At 63.8% G+C, this 18,554-nt stretch carries 17 protein-coding genes; 5 read left to right on the forward strand and 12 right to left on the reverse strand.

The window, feature by feature from the left end:
• Positions 1 to 46 precede the first annotated feature (46 nt).
• The 3 genes from cydB to ACSW29_RS16900 all read right to left on the reverse strand — a co-directional run bounded on the left by cydB (position 47) and on the right by ACSW29_RS16900 (position 3,617).
• Positions 47 to 1,090 carry a cytochrome d ubiquinol oxidase subunit II gene (gene cydB, locus ACSW29_RS16890; RefSeq protein WP_003939727.1) on the reverse strand — a complete coding sequence of 348 codons (1,044 nt, stop codon included), beginning with the start codon at positions 1,088 to 1,090 and terminating at the stop codon, positions 47 to 49.
• 9 nt (positions 1,091 to 1,099) lie between these two features.
• Entirely contained in the window at positions 1,100 to 2,599 is a 1,500-nt protein-coding gene (locus ACSW29_RS16895; RefSeq protein ID WP_448277786.1) for a cytochrome ubiquinol oxidase subunit I, read from the reverse strand.
• Positions 2,600 to 2,753: 154 nt separating this feature from the next.
• A complete protein-coding gene (locus ACSW29_RS16900; protein WP_448277787.1) occupies positions 2,754 to 3,617 on the reverse strand; it encodes an aminodeoxychorismate lyase in 864 nt (287 codons plus the stop codon).
• A gap of 79 nt (positions 3,618 to 3,696) precedes the next feature.
• On the opposite strand from ACSW29_RS16900, the gene ygfZ reads away from it, so the two are divergent.
• From ygfZ to ACSW29_RS16920, 4 genes are all read left to right on the forward strand, one after another.
• Positions 3,697 to 4,818, forward strand: coding sequence for a CAF17-like 4Fe-4S cluster assembly/insertion protein YgfZ (gene ygfZ, locus ACSW29_RS16905; protein ID WP_448277788.1), 1,122 nt, complete (start codon positions 3,697 to 3,699; stop codon positions 4,816 to 4,818).
• On the forward strand, positions 4,815 to 5,483 hold the full coding sequence (locus tag ACSW29_RS16910) for an MOSC domain-containing protein (protein ID WP_317825587.1): 669 nt from the start codon (positions 4,815 to 4,817) through the stop codon (positions 5,481 to 5,483). Before ygfZ ends, ACSW29_RS16910 begins: the two co-directional genes overlap by 4 nt.
• Positions 5,480 to 6,433, forward strand: a complete 954-nt coding sequence (locus ACSW29_RS16915) for an asparaginase (protein WP_448277789.1) — start codon at positions 5,480 to 5,482, stop codon at positions 6,431 to 6,433. The genes ACSW29_RS16910 and ACSW29_RS16915 overlap by 4 nt, the downstream gene beginning before the upstream one ends.
• 202 nt (positions 6,434 to 6,635) lie before the next feature.
• Positions 6,636 to 6,839, forward strand: coding sequence for a DUF3073 domain-containing protein (locus ACSW29_RS16920; protein ID WP_003940337.1), 204 nt, complete (start codon positions 6,636 to 6,638; stop codon positions 6,837 to 6,839).
• Between the two features lie 150 nt (positions 6,840 to 6,989).
• On the opposite strand, the gene purM is transcribed toward ACSW29_RS16920, so the two are convergent.
• The 9 genes from purM to purL all read right to left on the reverse strand — a co-directional run bounded on the left by purM (position 6,990) and on the right by purL (position 17,315).
• Positions 6,990 to 8,069 carry a phosphoribosylformylglycinamidine cyclo-ligase gene (purM, locus tag ACSW29_RS16925; protein ID WP_070795756.1) on the reverse strand — a complete coding sequence of 360 codons (1,080 nt, stop codon included), beginning with the start codon at positions 8,067 to 8,069 and terminating at the stop codon, positions 6,990 to 6,992.
• Positions 8,070 to 8,276: 207 nt separating this feature from the next.
• Positions 8,277 to 9,023, reverse strand: a complete 747-nt coding sequence (locus tag ACSW29_RS16930; protein ID WP_003939813.1) for an AIM24 family protein — start codon at positions 9,021 to 9,023, stop codon at positions 8,277 to 8,279.
• A 13-nt stretch (positions 9,024 to 9,036) separates the two neighbouring features.
• Complete coding sequence (locus ACSW29_RS16935; RefSeq protein WP_003939918.1) at positions 9,037 to 9,714, reverse strand: AIM24 family protein; 678 nt, start codon at positions 9,712 to 9,714, stop codon at positions 9,037 to 9,039.
• 3 nt (positions 9,715 to 9,717) lie between these two features.
• The gene (locus ACSW29_RS16940; RefSeq protein ID WP_020970622.1) at positions 9,718 to 10,326 is read right to left on the reverse strand and encodes an AIM24 family protein; all 609 of its coding nucleotides are present in this window, start codon (positions 10,324 to 10,326) and stop codon (positions 9,718 to 9,720) included.
• 166 nt (positions 10,327 to 10,492) lie between these two features.
• A complete protein-coding gene (gene purF / locus ACSW29_RS16945; RefSeq protein WP_003940541.1) occupies positions 10,493 to 12,070 on the reverse strand; it encodes an amidophosphoribosyltransferase in 1,578 nt (525 codons plus the stop codon).
• Between the two features lie 126 nt (positions 12,071 to 12,196).
• Entirely contained in the window at positions 12,197 to 12,586 is a 390-nt protein-coding gene (locus tag ACSW29_RS16950) for a sterol carrier family protein (protein WP_214883455.1), read from the reverse strand.
• Positions 12,586 to 13,242, reverse strand: coding sequence for a CPBP family intramembrane glutamic endopeptidase (locus ACSW29_RS16955; protein ID WP_317825591.1), 657 nt, complete (start codon positions 13,240 to 13,242; stop codon positions 12,586 to 12,588). The genes ACSW29_RS16950 and ACSW29_RS16955 overlap by 1 nt, the downstream gene beginning before the upstream one ends.
• Entirely contained in the window at positions 13,239 to 15,023 is a 1,785-nt protein-coding gene (locus tag ACSW29_RS16960) for an alpha/beta hydrolase (protein ID WP_448277790.1), read from the reverse strand. The genes ACSW29_RS16955 and ACSW29_RS16960 overlap by 4 nt, the downstream gene beginning before the upstream one ends.
• A gap of 3 nt (positions 15,024 to 15,026) precedes the next feature.
• Complete coding sequence (gene purL, locus ACSW29_RS16965; RefSeq protein ID WP_230814683.1) at positions 15,027 to 17,315, reverse strand: phosphoribosylformylglycinamidine synthase subunit PurL; 2,289 nt, start codon at positions 17,313 to 17,315, stop codon at positions 15,027 to 15,029.
• Between the two features lie 250 nt (positions 17,316 to 17,565).
• On the opposite strand from purL, the gene ACSW29_RS16970 reads away from it, so the two are divergent.
• A complete protein-coding gene (locus tag ACSW29_RS16970) occupies positions 17,566 to 18,543 on the forward strand; it encodes a Dyp-type peroxidase (protein ID WP_448277791.1) in 978 nt (325 codons plus the stop codon).
• The last annotated feature ends 11 nt before the right edge of the window (positions 18,544 to 18,554 follow it).

Here is an 18,554-nt window from a genome sequence, read left to right on the forward strand (position 1 = left end):
GTCAGTTCTTTCGTGATTCGAATCGTTTGTGACTGCGGGTTTGCCACTACCACGTCTTCTCCTTGAATCGCAGACCGATCGACGCCGGAATCTGCTTGGAGGAGATGCGCTGTCGGAACACCCAGTACGTCCAACCCTGGTAGATGATCACCACCGGCGTCATGAAGGCCGCGGCCCACGTCATCACCTTGAGCGTGTACGGGCTCGACGACGCGTTCTCGATGGTCAGGCTGTACGCCGGATCAAGCGTCGACGGCATGACGTTCGGGAACAGCGAGGCGAACAGCAGCACGACGGTGGCGATGACGGCCACACAGGTGAGAACGAAGGCCCAGCCTTCGCGCTCGGCCCGCGTCAGGAAGACGACGCCGATCAGTGCGGCAGCAGCGGCGGCTACCAGAATCCACGTCCATCCCTTGCCGTAGGCGAGTTGCGTCCACAGGACGAATCCGCCGGCGACCGGAATAGCTGGAATTGCCAGTCGTGCAGCAATTTTCACGGCATCTTCACGAACCTCGTCGGCACTCTTGAGCGCCAGGAACACAGCGCCGTGGAGAGCGAACACCAGCGCGGTGGTCAGACCGCCGAGCAGTGCGTAAGGATTGAGCAGATCGAAGAATCCCGACTCGACCTGCTTGTCCGCGTTGATCGCCACGCCCCGAACGATGTTCGCGAAAGCCACGCCCCAGAGAACTGCCGGGACCCAGGAGCCGAAGATGATGCCCCAGTCGCAACGCTGACGCCACTTGTCGTCGTCGATCTTGCTCCGCCATTCGATGGCGCAGATCCGAACGATCAAGGCCACCAGGATGATCAGCAGCGGTAGATAGAACCCGGAGAACAACGTCGCGTACCACTCCGGAAATGCCGCGAACATCGCGCCACCGGCCGTGATCAGCCACACTTCGTTTCCGTCCCACACCGGGCCGATCGTGTTGAGCGCCACCCGTCGACGCGTATCGGCTGGGAGGTCACTGCCTCTGCCGACGATCGGCATGAGCATTCCGACACCGAAGTCGAACCCTTCGAGGACGAAGTAACCGATGAACAGTACTGCGACGAGCACGAACCATACTTCTTGAAGTCCCATGATCGCCTCCTAGTACGCGAACGACAGTTGTTTGGGCTTGTCCGGATCTTCCGGCTCGTCATGATCTGTATCGCCCGGCGGATGCATGTCGTGCTCCAACGGGCCTTCCTTCGCGTACCGCACGATCAGCTTGAACCAGACCACACCCAGCGCTCCGTACAGAAGAGTGAACGTGATCAACGAGGCCCAGACCGTCGCCGTTGCATGGTCCGAAACACCTTGGTCGACAGTGAGTCTGATCATGTCGACGCCCGTCGGGTTGGGATGCACCACCCAGGGCTGACGGCCCATCTCGGTGAAGATCCAGCCGGCGCTGTTCGCCATGAACGGAGTGGGAATCGCGACCAGGCTGAGGATTCCGAACCACTTCTGGTCCGGGACTCGCCCCTTACGAGTGACCCATAGTCCCGCGAGAGCCAGTGCTGCCGAACCTGCGGCGAGGCCGATCATGGCGCGGAAAGACCAGTACGTGACAAAGAGATTCGGTCGGTAGTTGCCCGGTCCGAAGTCTTGCTCCGCCTGCTCCTGCAGCTGGTTGACGCCTTGCAGTTCGACGCCGGTGAACTTGCCCTCGGCCAACCACGGTAGAACGAAGGGGACCTTCAGAACGTGCGTCACGCTGTCACAGTTGTTGTGTGTACCGATGGTGAGAATCGAGAAATCCGGATCCATCTCGGTCTCACACAGCGATTCCGCCGACGCCATCTTCATGGGCTGCTGCTGGAACATGAGCTTGCCTTGGACGTCACCGGTGTAGATGATGCCGATTCCGGCCACGATCATGACGAGCAACGCGAATCGTGTTGCCGGACGGTACATCGTCCGCGCATCGGTTTCGAGACGTTCGGCTTCGGCGGCCTCAGCCTGCTTGGCGCGGCGCATGTTCCGCACCATCCACCAACCACTGATGCCGGCAACAAACGTCGCCGCCGTCAGGAAGGCGCCGGCAACCGCGTGCGGGAAGGCAGCGAGAGCGGTGTTGTTGGTCAACAACTCCCAGATGCTGGTGAGTTCGGCACGACCCGTTTCAGGGTTGTACGTCGCACCGACCGGATGCTGCATGAACGAGTTGGCCGCGATGATGAAGAACGCCGACGCGTTGACTCCGATCGCCACGAGCCAAATGCACGCCAGGTGTACAAGTTTGGGCAGCCTGCCCCAACCGAAGATCCAGAGTCCGATGAAGACGGACTCCATGAAGAAGGCGACAAGGCCTTCCAATGCGAGTGGAGCTCCGAAGACGTCACCGACGAATCGCGAGTACTCGCTCCAGTTCATACCGAACTGGAACTCCTGCACGATGCCGGTGGCTACACCGAGTGCGAAGTTGATGAGGAAAAGCTTGCCGAAAAACTTGGTGAGCCGATACCAGTGGTCCTTTTTGGTGACCACCCACATCGTCTGCATGATCGCGATCATCGGTGCAAGTCCGATGGTCAGCGGAACAAGGATGAAGTGGTAGACGGTAGTGATACCGAACTGCCACCTGGAGACGTCCAAAGTATCCATTGGCTACTCCGAGAGTAGGGCCCTGGGACAGGCTTCGGGGTTCGAGACGCGGGCAGTCGCTCGGCCCCTGCGGACACGGTACTGCTGTCCGGTTTGGACCGCAGGACTTTGCTACTACCAAATGTAGTAGCAACCTGTCGCGATTCCTATTCGCCTATCGCCCTGCTGAATCCGAATCAATTGCACGTTCAACCAATTCCGCGAATTCCTCGGAGACCTTCGGCTCTGGCAATGCGAGCCCGTCGAGTGTATGGACGCGCGCGGCCAGCGTGACGCTCGAAACCATCCACACTCCGTCGGCTGCAATCAAATCCGCAGGTCGGAGGGTTTCGTATCGGCAATCGAAGCGAGCACTGCCGGCAACGTCGAACAGGGCACGCTGCGTCGTACCCATCAAAATGCCCTGTGCGGGAGGAGGTGTGATCAAAGTCCTGTCCCGAACGATCACCACCGTCGAGCGTGGTCCCTCCAACACATTGCCCTCGGAACTGACGAAGATCACATCGTCGGCACCCAAATTCGCCGCATATCGAAGCGCTGCCATGTTGGTTGCGTAGGACAACGTCTTCGCGCCCAGTAGTTGCCAGGGTGCCCGGGCGGAGAGATCGACGGAGAAACCTCGCTCGAGAGTCATCACCGACAGCCCCGATTCACGGACCTGCCTGACCCGATCAGCCACCGGACCGACCATCACGAAGGCTGTCGGCTTGTCACCGCCCTCACGGCCGCGGGTCAGAACGAGACGAAGAGCGCCTTCCTTCTCTGTCCCCCACTCCTCGGCTGCCATCTCGATCGCCAGACGCCAGTCATCGAGAACGGGGGCGGGTAGACCCAGTGCCCGCGCGCTCAGAACCAGTCGACTCAGATGTCCCTCGACCACCCGCGCCCTACCGTCGCGCACCAACAGCGTCTCGAAGACTCCGTCGCCGCGTACCACCGCCAGGTCGTCGGCGTGCAGAAACGGTGCGTCAGCATCGAGCACCTCATGGTCGAGAGTCACCAATACGCGTTCAGGCATGCCATCAACCCTAACGATCCGCCAAGCCGCCGGGGCCGCCCTGTAACCGCGATCCCGCCCACACTCCTAGACTGGTCTTGTGGTCGACAACGCTCTTGTGCCCAACAGCCCACTTCTGACTTCCCCCGGCGCGGTCACCGCACCGGACGGTTCGGCCGACATCGGTGTCGCATGGCACTACGGCGATCCCCTCGGTGAACAGCGAACCGCGCAGCGCGCAGCAGTGGTGGTCGACCGCAGTCACAGATTCGTGATCGCCATTCCCGGCGACGAACGCCTCACGTGGCTGCACACGATTACGAGCCAGCACATCGCCGCGCTCCCCGACGGCAAGAGCGCCGAAAACCTGAGCCTGGACGTCAACGGACGCGTCGAGCACCACTTCGTGCAGACGGACCTGGCAGGTGTCACCTGGATCGACACCGAGGCCGACCGCGGACCGGACCTCCTCTCCTTCTTGAAGAAGATGGTGTTCTGGTCCAAGGCCGAACCTCGAGACGGCAACGAACTCGCGGTCCTGAGCCTGATCGGACCCGAGGCGCCTACCGTCCTCGCCGCACTCGAGGTTCAGACACCAACCGAGGCCTACGACGCTCTCGCGTTGGCCGACGGCGGATTTGTCCGCCGCATGCCGTGGCCTACCGAGAACTCTTTCGATCTTCTCGTCCCACGTGAGCAATTGGCGGCGTGGTGGACCAAGCTGACCGATGCCGGCGCGAAGCCCGCCGGCAGTTGGGCCTTCGAGGCACTGCGCGTCGAAGCGACGAGGCCACGCATCGGACTGGACACCGACGAGCGGACGATCCCACACGAGGTCCACTGGATCGGTGGGCCGGCCGAGCAAGGCGCTGTCCACCTCGACAAGGGCTGCTACCGCGGTCAGGAAACCGTCGCCCGGGTTCACAATCTCGGCAAGCCTCCGCGCCATCTCGTCATGTTGCACCTCGACGGCAGCGCCGAAGCCGTCCCGGAACCGGGTGACCCGATCACGGCGGGCGGACGAACTGTCGGACGCGTCGGCACCGTTGTCAATCATCACGAACTCGGCCCCATCGCGCTCGCTCTGATCAAGCGCAACATCCCGGTCGACACCGAACTCATGGCCGGACCCAGCGCCGCGTCCATCGACCCGGACTCGATCGTCGCGGACGACGCACCCCAGGCCGGACGTGAGGCCGTCAACCGATTGCGCGGAAAGTGACGGGCATCGTCGACGCGGTCTGCGTCGTCCACACCGAACGTGACAGTGGCGTCAGGCGCGTCCCGCGAACCGCGATCGACAAGCGTCCCGTCGACGGCCGTGTCGCTGTCGGGCGACTCGGACTCGGCGGAGACTACGTCTGCGACACCGAGTTCCACGGCGGCGCCTTCCAAGCTGTCTACGCCTATCAGCGCGACGAAGCCCAGCGTTGGTCGGACGAATTGGGCCGACCTCTCGGCCCCGGATGGTTCGGCGAGAATCTCCATATCAGCGGGATGCTTGTCACGGACGCCGTGATCGGCGAGCGTTGGCACATCACCGGAGCCGAGGCGTCGGACGTTCTCGAACTCGAGGTGACCGCTCCCCGCGTCCCGTGTGGCACGTTCGGCATCTGGGCCGCGGAAAAGGGCTGGGTCAAGAGATTCACCGAGCGGACCGACGTCGGCGCCTACCTTCGCGTCAACCGGACCGGCACGATCGCCGCCGGCGACTCGGTCACCCGAGTCCACATACCGGATCACGGAGTGACTGTTCGAGAGGTCTTCGCCGGAACGGACCCTGAGCGGCTTCGACGGCTGCTCGCAGAACACACCGATCTTGCACCGAACGTCACCGCGCGCGTCCAGAGGTTCATCGAACAAGCCGAAGCGCAGGTGCACTCGTGAGTATCGACTTGGTGGAAGTGGTCCGCTCCGGATTCCGCGAATGCGTGCATCGCGGATCGGCAGTCATTCTCGGCGCCGACGGCGAGGTCGATGTCGGACTCGGGGAAATTCACACACCCATCTACCCCCGCTCGGCGAACAAGCCGCTGCAAGCCGTCGCTGCGCTTCGTAACGGCTTTGCACCCACCAGCCCGCAAGAGTTGGCCGTCGCGTCGTCTTCACACGCGGGCGAAGCCGATCACATCGAACTGATCGCCGCGCTTCTCGCTCGCTACCAGCTCGGTGTCGACCAGTTGCAGTGCCCGTCCGACCTCCCGGGCAACGAACTGGCCCGAGCCGAACTGATCGCCGCGGGCGAGCTTCCCAGCCCGATCTACATGACCTGCTCGGGCAAGCACTCCGCGATGCTCGCGACGTGCGTCGTGAACGACTGGCCTCTCGAGACGTACATGGAGCCGACTCATCCCCTGCAGCTCGCGATCCAGGAGACGATCTTCGATCTCAGTGGCGAGGAAGAGCAGGAACTCGGCATCGACGGTTGTGGTCTCCCGATCGTGCCGCTCTCGCTCACGAACCTGGCTCGGGCATTCGGACGCCTGCCCTCGGCCGAGCCCGACTCACCCGAGCGAGCTGTGGCCGACGCGGTCCGCGAGAACCCCTTCCTCGTCTCGGGCACGGGCCGCAACGATCAGCGCCTGATGTCCGCCGTGCCGGGTCTGTTCTCCAAGACCGGATACGACGGCATCTACGCCGGAGCGCTTCCCGACGGGTCCACTTTTGCCCTCAAGATCGACGACGGTCACGAGCGGGCGCTCCTGCCCTTGGCGGCAGCTCTGCTCAAGCGGATGAACACGGAGTGGACCGAGGAGTTGGCGGCTCTTGCGTCCGCTCCGGTCTTCGGCGGCGACGCCCGAGTGGGGACGATTCGCGCAATTCCGGGAAACTTCTGAGCAGTTCTCACAAAGTTCTGACGAGTTCTTTCAGCATCCTGGCAGCTCGCGGCCATAGTGAGAGCAATCAGACACGGCGGTGAGGCCTTCGTGGAAGCGGAAGCGACTTTTCCACGCTAGAGTGTGTGTCAGGAAACTTACACACTCAAACGGGGCCGCCAAATTCCCCAGGCCGCCCCGCGAAAGCGCGAGGGGGTCAGCCATGGGCCGCGGCCGGGCTAAGGCAAAGCAGACCAAGGTTGCACGCGAATTGAAATACAGCGTACCGACCACGGATTTCGACAGCCTGCAAAGAGAGCTCGCAGGTGGATCGACCAACTCGCATCGGAGCAGTGTCCGATCGGACCAGACTTCCGATAGGGAAGGGCATGCGCGAGAGGACGACTACGACGACTGGCGGCGTTGACCGCGCACTGCCACCGCGCAGACTGTGAAATGAGGAAGAGCTGATCGCTCTTCCTCATTTTTGCGTTCCATTTTCTGCCTTGCGACTGCTTGTGCGGACACACAAAACTGCCCCACCGGATCTCTCCGATGGGGCAGTTGACGTTGCGGTTCAGAAGCGCGGGTGGTCTCCGGCCAGGAACGCACGCTCTGCAGCGGCGTCCGACGCCTTCTTGACGCTACCGAGCGTCCAGCAGTCGATGTGGCGTGCGGTGAGGACGGCCAGCGCGCGGTCGACGTCCTCGGGTGCGACAACGGCGACCATGCCGACGCCCATGTTGAAGGTCTGCTCCATCTCGGCGCGCTCGACGCGTCCGCGCTGCGCGATCATGGCGAAGACCGGAGCGGGGCTCCAGGTTCCGCGATCGAGTTCGGCGACCAGGCCCTTGGGCATGACGCGCGCGAGGTTGTTGGCGAGGCCGCCACCGGTGACGTGGCAGAAGGTGCGCACGTCGGTCTCGGCAGCGAGCGCCAGGCAGTCCTTGGCGTAGATCTTGGTGGGCTCGAGCAGTTCCTCACCGAGCGTGCGGCCGAACTCGTCGACGTGTGCGCTCAGGTTCATCCGGTCGATCTCGAGCAGGACCTTGCGGGCCAGCGAATAACCGTTGGAGTGCAGTCCCGACGAACCCATGGCGATGACGACGTCGCCGGGGCGAACGCGGTCCGGTCCGAGCAACTTCTCTGCCTCTACGACGCCGACGCCGGTGGCGGAGAGGTCGTAGTCACCGTCGGCCATGATGCCGGGATGCTCGGCGGTCTCGCCACCGAGGAGAGCGCAGCCGGCCTGGATGCAGCCCTCGGCGATACCACTGACCAATTCCGCGACGCGTTCGGGGACGACCCGGCCGACCGCGATGTAGTCCTGGAGGAACAGCGGCTCAGCGCCACAGACGACGAGGTCGTCGACGACCATGGCGACGAGGTCGAGTCCGACCGTGTCGTGCTTGTCCATCGCCTGGGCGACAGCGAGCTTGGTGCCGACGCCGTCGGTCGATGCGGCGAGCAGCGGCTCCTTGTAGTCACCCTTGAGGGAGAACAAGCCGGCGAAACCACCGAGGCCACCCATGACCTCGGGGCGGCTGGCCTTCTTGGCCAGAGGGGCGAAGAGTTCCACCGCCCGGTCGCCTGCGGCGATATCGACTCCTGCTGCCGCGTAGGAGGCGCCTGCGGTGCGGTGACTGTCCTCGGTCATCGGGTTACTACTCCAGCCTTGTATTTCTCGCGAGCACGTATTGCTCGTGCACAGGTAAGTGGTCTTGCAATGTGAAGTGTTTGCAATCCTCGTGACGCGAGATGGATCGTTCGACTCGAGACCCAGAGCGCGCACACAAATACCGACGATTACGCCCATACGCTACCGGACCGGCCCCCTCGGTGAGACCTCGCGTACCCCGAGACGTCAGTTCTGCAGCCGCGCGCCGATCGAGGCGTGCAGTGCGCGCAGACTGTTCTGCCCGAGTGCAACGGTCTCGGATTCGATGTGTTTGAGGAGGTGTCCGTCGTGGACGACCTTCTCGCTCGACTGGATCAGTACCGTCCCGGCTCCGGTGAAATCGAACTGACGTTCTTCGCCGGTGTTCGCGCCGAACATGCTTCCGCGAACCGCGCCCAGGAAGCTCTGCATCCAGTCGGCATCGAAGTGATGGGACGGTGACGGGCAGTCAGCCCAACCCACCAGCGCCTGCGGGTCGATGCGCAGCGGCGGCTCCGCGAACATGACGGGGCCGTTGGACGACGCCAGGAACTTGCCCGTCCCGAGCAGCGTCAAAAAGCCTGGGACGATGGACTGTTTGAGGTCCAGGCTCGTCTCGAAGGCGAGGAGATTGGCCGCGCGAATCGTGAGGTTGCCGTCGTCGAGGTCGTAGGAATTGATGTTGAATCCGCGGTCCCCGAGGATCAACTTGCCCTGCCCCTGAGCGAGCACCCAGTCGTCCGCGTAGAGCGGCGAAGAGAACCTGGCCGCGACGATCGCCGTCATACTCGTGCGCCCGAGCGGCTCGAAGTTGATGTTTCCGTAGTACGCGATCATCGCGCCCTTGGACGTGAACCACGGCTGCCCGGCCATCTCGACGCAGAAGGCGTAATCGTTGCCCGGGACGTTGTCGTTGGCGGGCAGAGTTGCCGGATTGTGAATTTCGATACCCATGCTCTGTGCCCTCTCAGAACTTCTGCTCGGACGCCTGGACCCAGACGGTGCCGGCGCCGGTCATCTTCAGCTGGATGGACTCCCCCGAGCCCTTGCCGACGGCCTCGCGCCAGCCGACGTTCGCGGAGATGTCGACGTTGATCTGACCGATGTGGCACACGTACGCCTGCGGGTCGACGACGACCTGAGGATTGTTCGGACCGACCTGCAACGGAATCGCGCCCCCGTGCGAGAGAACCGCGACGCTTCCCTGTCCGTGCAACTGCGTCGTGAACAGTCCTTGACCGGTCATGGCGCCGCGTACCGCTCCGCGCACACCGCCCTGCGACGTGAGAGCGACTATCGAACTCTGGAGGTAACCGTCGTGTGCGAGGAGCCGGTCGGCTTCGACCGTGAGCATCGACGAACCGTCGAGGTGGATGACCTCGACGTAAAGACCGGCGTGCCCGTAGAAGACCTCTCCATTTCCCTCGGCGGCCATCATGCGTGCATGTTCGCCGGACATCATGCGGCCGGCCATCCCGGCGATACCGCCCATGTTCGGCATGGCGCCGGGCCCACCGCCCATGCTGTGCGGGATGAAACGGACATCGCCGGTGTAGTAGAGCATCGACCCGGTGCGGGCGAGCACGTTCTGTCCCGGTGCGAGAGTCGACTTGACGACCTTGCTGTTCACCAATTCCAACGGCATGGCTCAGCGCTCCTCGGGCTGGATGTAGACGACACCGGATCCGTCGAATCGCAGCGAGAACGCTTCACCGCTGCCACCGCCGATCGCGGAGCGCCAGGTGACGTCGGTGACGAAGCTCTGGTTCAGCTGGCCACGGTGCGCGACGAATGCGTCGGGATCGGCAACCAGCGGATACTGCGGGCTGACTTCGAGCGCGATGATCGGTCCGCCCTTCGACAGCACGGCCACCAGACCGGTGCCGCTGACGACCGTCGTGAACAATCCCTGTCCGGAACCTGCGCCGCGGAGGCCGGCAAACTTCACATCGGTTCGCAGCTGTCCGACCAGTGCGAGCAACTGTGACGCTTCCACGTGTAGAGCGTCGTTGTCGAGCTCGATGATCGTGATGTCCTGGGCGTCGACCGCGAAGTAGACGGTGCCTTGACCGCTGACTTCCATCAGGGACAGTGATTCACCTGCCGCCTTCTGTTTCAGCGCGGCGCGTAACCCACCGCCACCGCCCATACCGGCGTTCTTGAAGGTGATCGCACCCTCGTACGCCACCATCGAACCGTTGATCGCTTTGATGGTGTCCCCCACCAGGTCTGCGACCAGTACCCGGTGCCCATCCATTCTCAGTTGCGCCACGGAGGGCACTATGCCAGATGCTCACGACGTATGCCGTGTCGTGGAACAGATCGCGTCGTTGAACAGATCAAAAAGCGACGGAACAGAAAATCTGCCGCCCACATGCTGTGGACGGCAGATTCTCGGCTATCGAATTTCAGGCTTTCGGTGTTCAGGGGCGGCTGAGCGCGCTCGCATTGTCGTTGTCGCGAGTGGCCGTCGAACCTGCGGTGCTCTCGAGCATCCCCTCGAGGACGTTCTTGCCGATCGACGTTTCCTTGGGAAGCGCGATCGGGTAGGTTCCGTCGAAGCACGCGGCGCACAGACGGCTGGCCGGCTGCTCGGTGGCGGCGATCATGCCTTCGGTGGAGATGTACCCGAGGGTGTCCGCACCGATGGAACGACGCACGCCGTCGAGCATTTCCTCGAACGTCGCGTCCTGTCCGCCCGCTCCGTTGGCGATCAACTCGGCCGGTGAGGCGAAGTCGATGCCGTAGAAGCAGGGCCACTTGACCGGCGGCGAGGCGATGCGGACGTGGATTTCGAGAGCGCCGGCTTCACGGAGCATCCGGATGAGCGCACGCTGAGTGTTGCCGCGAACGATCGAATCGTCCACCACCACAAGGCGCTTGCCGCGGATGACTTCCTTGAGCGGGTTGAGCTTGAGCCTGATACCGAGCTGACGGATCGTCTGCGACGGCTGGATGAAGGTACGGCCGACGTAAGCGTTCTTCATCAGACCCTGGCCGTAGGGGATGCCTGAGCCCTGTGCGTACCCGACTGCTGCGGGGGTGCCGGACTCGGGAACGGGGATGACCAGGTCACCTTCAGCGGGATGCTCGCTGGCGAGCAGACGGCCGATCTCGACGCGGGTCGAGTGGACCGAACGGCCACCGATGACGCTGTCGGGACGGGCGAGGTAGACGTACTCGAAGACACAGCCCTTGGGCGTCGGGTTCGCGAAACGCGAGGATCGGACGCCGTCGGCGTCGATCGCGAGCAGCTCACCGGGTTCGATGTCGCGGACGAACGACGCACCGACGATGTCGAGGGCTGCGGTCTCGCTGGCGACTACCCAACCGCGGTCGAGTCGGCCCAGGCAGAGCGGGCGGATGCCGTGCGGATCGCGCGCTGCGTACAGCGTGTGCTCGTCCATGAAGGTGAGGCAGAACGCGCCCTCCAACGTGGGAAGCAATTCCATTGCGGCCTGTTCGATGGTGCTGTCGCCGGCGGCGTGTGCCAGGAGACCACCGATGAGGTCGGAATCGGAAGTCGCGGCATTGGGGCGCTTGTCGTTGACCAGGCCGGCTGCACGGGTGCGGCTCGCGAGTTCAGCGGTGTTGACCAGGTTGCCGTTGTGGCCGAGCGCAATGCCGGTACCGGCAGTGGTCGTACGGAAGATGGGCTGCGCGTTCTCCCAGGTCGTGGAACCGGTGGTGGAGTAACGGCAATGTCCGACGGCGACGTGTCCTGGCATCGCTGCGAGGGTCTGCTCGTCGAATACCTGGCTGACCAGGCCGAGATCCTTGAACACCAACACCTGGGAGCCGTCGGCTACCGCAATGCCGGCAGCTTCTTGACCACGGTGCTGAAGTGCGTACAGGCCGTAATAAGTGAGCTTCGCCACATCCTCTCCCGGCGCCCAGACGCCGAATACACCGCATTCTTCGCGGGGCTCGTTCTCGTCCTCGTCGGACGGGTTCGAAGCGAGGAGATTTGGACTGTTGACCGACAGATCGGCACGAGTCACCGGGCGCTCCCTTTGTGGGCAGGGGTTGGGGGGCATCCATAGTCTACGGGCATTTTGGGACCCACTTCCCCTGAGGGCTGCCTTGGGCCTCAGATCACGGCGAAGCGAACCGGATGGTCTCTGTCCCTACGCCAACCGGAGCAGTGGGAGCCAGTGCGCAATTTCGGGGGCGCGGCTACCTGAGGCGTCGACTCGTCCGTCACCTGCGGCCTCGGAAAACTCGAGGAGTCCGGTGACCATCTGCAACCAGGTCCGAGCGTCCGTCTCGACGACGTTGGGCGGGGTTCCGCGGGTGTGACGCGGACCTTCGATGCATTGCACGGCAACAAACGGCGGCACTCGTACCTCGACGCTCGATCCAGGGGCAATCTGTTCGAGAGTGCGCGCACTCATCTTCACTGCCGCACCGAGTTCACTGCGGGAAGGCTTCGGAAGTTCCGGATCGCGAAGCCACGGGCCGACGGCCAGGACGGCGGCTCGAAATTCGGCGGGGTCGACGGCGCGGCGGGGCGGCATCAGTTCACTCCATGTCTGCGAGTAGCGATACGAACGGCAAGTGCGCCACCAGCATTCGTGGCCAGGTGCAGCAGGGCGGGGGCAAGCACGCTGCCGCCCCGGCGGTGCAGCCACTCGAACAGCAATGCCGACGCACCGGTGAATGCCACTGCTGCGGGAACGTTGTCGCCGGCGCCGCGGGCGGGGGCGACGTGCCACAGCCCGAAGGTCACTGCATGAACGGCCTGCGCGGTCGGTCTGTTCAATTCGCGGTTCCAGACTGCGGACATCGCGCTGCGGAACAACAGTTCCTCGGAGAGCACCGTGCCGAACGGGATGTGCAGGACGATCCATTCGAGGAAATCTTCGCGGCCGTCTGCTCGCTCGTCGGCAGCGAGAGTCGCGCGCAAGGAGGGAACGGCCAAAGCGACGCTGTAACCCGTAAGTACTGCGCCGGCCGCGGCTCCGCCGAACTGAGCACCACCACGAATGCCGGTGTGCGCCAAACCGAGTTCCTCGCGGGTGTAACCACGTGCGAGTAGGACTCCGATGGCCGACAGACCGGCCGCGGTGTTGACCACGGCGCGAGCGCGAGGCGAAAGACCGAACGCCGGAAGCACGACGTTGCTCCAGGTGATCGCGGTAGCGGAAAGCGCGATCGAGGCGACTCCCCTCACTTCTCGGGGCCCTCTGATTTCACGGCGACAACCAATGCCGACCGCACTCGCTCTGTTTCTGCGGCCGTCCATCCCTCGGGCTGGGCGACGCTGATCCAGGCGTCCAGAACGGAGGTTCCGTAATTGTGACCGTGACCGTCGGGAACTCCCGCGGCGTTACCGAGGTCTGCGGACACCTGCCAGAACGTCACGACCGGGAACCATTTCATCGACGGCGAGCGGTCGAAACCGGGTACTTCCTTGAGCCACTCAGGCCGATTGAACATGAGGTCGGGTGACCACCACACCACTGGATCGGAAGGGTGCTGGACAAACAGAACTCGAGGCTGCGGCCACGTCATCCCGTCGGTCGGAATGTCTTCGGAGCGATCCGCGAACCGCACGCCGGCCAAGCCGTCCGCGTATACGGGAGCTACTTCGGGAGTGCCGGGATCGCGTCTCTTCTCGATCGAACGCCACAACTGCGTCGCGTTCGGCGGGCCCACCCACAGAATTCCGTCGGCGGTATCGCGCGCCGCTTGCAGTGTGTCGAACGCCCCGGCGCCTGCCATGACGCCGAGGCTCTCGCCGTAGACCATGAACTTCGGCCTGGTGGCTTCCGGTTCCTGAAGCCATCTTTCGTGTACCCGCTCGATCAACAGGCGACCGGCAGCTTGCGCCTTCTCCTGGTCTGCGAGGAACGAGATCCAACTCGGCAGGTACGAGTACTGGCTGGCGACAAGCGCAGTGTCACCGTCATGTACAAGTTCGATTGCCTGCGCCGCAGTGGGATTGACCCACCCCGTACCCGTCGTCGGAATGACCACGAGAACCTTGCGCTGGAATGCGCCGGTCCTCTCCAGTTCTTTGACGACCAGATCCATGCGCTCTTCGGGGTCTTCGGCGCTTTCGAGGCCGGTGTACACGCGAATCGGATCCATCGCAGGCTTACCGGTTGCCGCTTCGAGTTCCTGCGCGTCGAGTCCGCGTGAGACGAAGTTCCGTCCCTCGAACCCCAATGTGTCCCAGGGAGCAGCAGATTCGGGGCTACCCGATTTCATCGGATCCTGCGGTTCCACGACGCCGTCGCGAGTAGTCGAGTTCTGCAGACTGAAGATCGAGTTGGTCGCGGCGTAGATTCCGCGGACCAGGACGCCGTCGACCAGCATGAAGAACAGAACGGTGACCGCCAGGACGCCGACACCATTGGCCACCGACCGCGACCAGTGGAACCGCCGCATCAGCTGTCGGGCAATCAGTTTCACCAGATCGTGGAGGACCCGCCAGATCGAGATGAGCAGGCCGCCGACGAGAAGACTCAGTCCGAGTGTTCGGATGTAGCCCGAGGTGGTCGTGCCTTCGGCATCGGTCAGTGCCGCGATTTCACGTTGCCACCCGGCCGCGTAGACCAGCATGATGATCGCCGCGACAATGGACGCGACCGGAACGAAGACCTTGATCGCGGATGGCACCGGTTCGGGCAGTGGCCACCACCGTCGACCGCTGAGGAGGTATCGCTCGACAGCCCAACCGATTGCGGTACCGACGCCGTAGCCGATGGCCGAGTTGATTCCGCCGATCAGACCTTGGAACAGCCAATCTCGCGGCAGCAACGAGGGAGTCAACGACCAGCAGAAGAAGAACGCGGCAAACGCGATGCCGGTGAAGTCGAGTTTGAGGAGACCCCACGCCCACTCGGTGAAGCGGTTGTCGAGCTTCTCGAGAGATGCGGGAACAGCCAGCCGCAGGTGGTGTTCCTGCGGCTGGCTGTCAGAAGAAGTCAGTTCTCCGGAATCGACCATCTATCACCCGAACAGAGCGGGCAGCGTTCCCTCGAAAGCCTCACGGAGCTTGGCCATCGTGACGGAGAAGTGTCCCTGGACCTCGACGGAATCACTGCCCTCATCGACGACTCCGATACGCGTCCACGGCAAGCCGCGGGCGGTGCACATACCTGTGAAGCGTGTTTCTTCCGTGCGCGGAACTGCAACGAGGACGCGTCCCGACGATTCCGAGAACAGGGTGACGAACGGATCGGCGCCTTCGGGAATCAGGATGCGGCAACCGGTTTCGCCGGCCAGCGCGGCTTCGACGACGGCCTGGGCCAGTCCGCCCTCGGAGAGGTCGTGGGCTGCGGTGACCAGTCCGTCACGCGAGGAGGCGAGCAGGATGTCCGCGAGCAACTGCTCACGGGCGAGGTCGACCTTCGGCGGCACGCCACCGAGATGACCGTGCTCGACCTGCGACCAGATGGAACCGTCGAACTCGTCGTGGGTGTCGCCGAGCAGGATCAGCGTCTCGCCGGGTTCGAGTCCGAGGCCCGTCGGGATGCGGCGGTGAACGTCGTCGATCACACCGAGGACGGCAACCACCGGCGTCGGCAGGATTGCCGTGGATCCGGTCTGGTTGTAGAAGCTGACGTTGCCGCCGGTGACGGGGATGCCGAGGGTGGCACAGCCGTCGGCGAGGCCGCGAACAGCCTGCTGGAACTGCCACATGACACCCGGATCCTCGGGTGAACCGAAGTTGAGGCAGTTGGAGACGGCCTTGGGCGTTGCGCCCGTGACTGCCACGTTGCGGAAAGCCTCGGCCAACGCGAGCTGGGCACCGGTGTACGGATCGAGCGCGGTGTAGCGGCCCGAAGCGTCGGTGGACAGCGCGATTCCGCGTCCGGTCTTCTCGTCGATGCGGATGACGCCGCCGTCGGCGTTCTCGGCCAGGACGGTGTTGCCGCGGACGTAGCGGTCGTACTGCTCGGTGATCCACTTGCGGCTGCACAGGGCAGGCGAAGCGATCATCTTCAGCAAAGTGGCTTCGAGTTCTTCGTCCGTCTCGGGACGCTCGAGGCCTGCGGTCGTGTTCGCGATCAAAGCGTCCTGGCTTGCCGGGCGCTCGACGGGACGGTTGTAGACCGGGCCCTCGTGAGCGACGGTGCGCGGGGGAACGTCGACGACGGTCTCGCCGTGCCAGGAGATGGTGAGGTGCTCACCGTCGGTGACCTCGCCGATGTCGGTGGCAAGGACGTCCCACTTCTTGCAGACCTCCATGAACGCATCGACGTTCTCGGGCGTGACCACGGCGCACATGCGCTCCTGCGATTCGCTCGAGAGCACCTCGGCCGGGGTCATGCCGGTGGCGCGCATCGGAACCTTCTCGAGGTTGATGTGCATGCCGCCGTCGCCGGCTGCAGCCAGCTCGGAGGTTGCGCAGGACAGCCCGGCGCCGCCGAGGTCCTGAATACCGACAACGAGGCCGGCCTTGTAGAGGTCGAGACAGCACTCGATGAGTACCTTCTCTGTGAACGGGTCGCCGACCTGAACCGCGGGCAGCTTCTTACGTCCGCCGGTGTCTCCACCCTCGTCGTCGAAGGTTGCCGACGCGAGGACCGAAACGCCGCCGATTCCGTCGAGACCGGTGCGTGCTCCGAACAGGATGATCTTGTTGCCTGCGCCCGAAGCGAAGGCCAGGTGCAGATCCTCGACGCGCATGACACCGGCAGCGAGGGCGTTGACCAGCGGGTTGCCTGCGTAGGACTCGTCGAAGACCGTCTCGCCGCCGATGTTCGGCAGGCCGAGGGAGTTTCCGTATCCACCGACACCACGCACGACACCGTCGACGACGCGACGAGTGTCGGGGGCGTCAGCAGCGCCGAAACGCAGCTGATCCATGACGGCGATCGGGCGCGCACCCATGGCCATGATGTCGCGGACGATGCCGCCGACTCCGGTGGCCGCACCCTGGTAGGGCTCGACGTACGACGGGTGGTTGTGGCTCTCGACCTTGAACGTGACTGCCCAGCCGTCGCCGATGTCGACGACGCCGGCGTTCTCACCGATACCGGCCAGCATGTTGGCGCGCATCTCGTCGGTGGTGGTCTTGCCGAAGTATCCGAGGTGGACCTTGGAGGACTTGTACGAGCAGTGCTCGCTCCACATCACCGAGTACATCGCCAGTTCGGCGTCCGTGGGACGGCGGCCCAGGATCTCCTTGATGCGTGCGTATTCGTCGTCCTTGAGACCGAGCTCCTTGAACGGCTGAGCGGCATCGGGATCAGCCGATGCGTGCGTGACGGTATCGACCTGGTGAGCAGACACTGGAGAGTGGTCCCTTCCCTACGGGAGTCAAGAGGCAAGCCGGCGCGGAGCAGGACACCACGAATGTGCCCAACGAAAGAACGTGCCGGGGGACAGTCTATCGGTGTGGGCCGACGACTTCCGCAGACGGCAGCACCCGCAACACCTCCGGGCCTGCGAAGTATCGCCGGTCACACCCGCCCCGGTTTGGGTAATCCGGTCGGTTTTCTTAAGGTCAGGCCGGTCCACTCTCTCCCTCGAAAGGCCTCGCATGCCCCAGGATGTTCGTCAGTCCGACCTCACGGCACAGTCGCAGTCGGTGACCACTCCCCTCACTCCGGCTGCAATTTTCCTGGTCGCGACCGTAAATCCGGGCGGCGAGAACACCACACGCGGACTACTCGCCGACGTCGCGGGTCTGCAGCGCGCCGTGGGGCTGCGCGTCCCCGGATCAGGTTTGGATGTGGTGACGAGCATCGGATCGTCGGCCTGGGATCGACTGTTCGCCGGTCCGCGCCCCGCGCTACTGCACCCGTTCGCCGCTCTACAGGGTGACGTTCACTCGGCGCCGTCGACTCCCGGCGATCTGCTCTTCCACATCCGCGCAATGAGCATGGACGCGTGTTTCGAGGTGGCTCGGCAGATCACGAAGCGACTGCACGGCGCGGCCACCGTCGTCGACGAAGTTCACGGCTTCCAATATTTCGAGAACCGCGACCTCATCGGCTTCGTCGACGGCACCGAGAATCCGGTGGGCCGCGACGCCGTCGCCGCGGTGACGGTCGGCGACGAGGATCCCGAGTTCGCGGGCGGCAGCTACGTCCACATCCAGCGATACATCCACAAGATGCGGGACTGGGAAGCAATCACCGTCGACGAGCAGGAGCGTGTGATCGGACGCAGCAAACTCGAGGACATCGAGATGACGTCCGACGTGAAGCCTGCCAACTCGCACGTCGCCCTCAACGCAATCAAGGACGAGAACGGCAAGGCTCTCGAGATCCTGCGTGCCAACATGCCGTATGGACGCCTCGGCGACGACGAGATCGGCACCTTCTTCATCGGCTACTGCCGCACACCGGCGATCACCGAACGGATGCTCGAGAACATGTTTCTCGGCAACCCTCACGGGAATTACGACCGTCTGCTCGACTTCTCGACGGCCGTGACGGGCTCGATGTTCTTCACACCGAGCGCCGACTTCTTCGAGGATCTACCGGCTGCGCCCACTGAGCTCCCAGCACCTTAACTACGCGCCCT

Source organism: Rhodococcus sp. GB-02 (assembly GCF_053470465.1).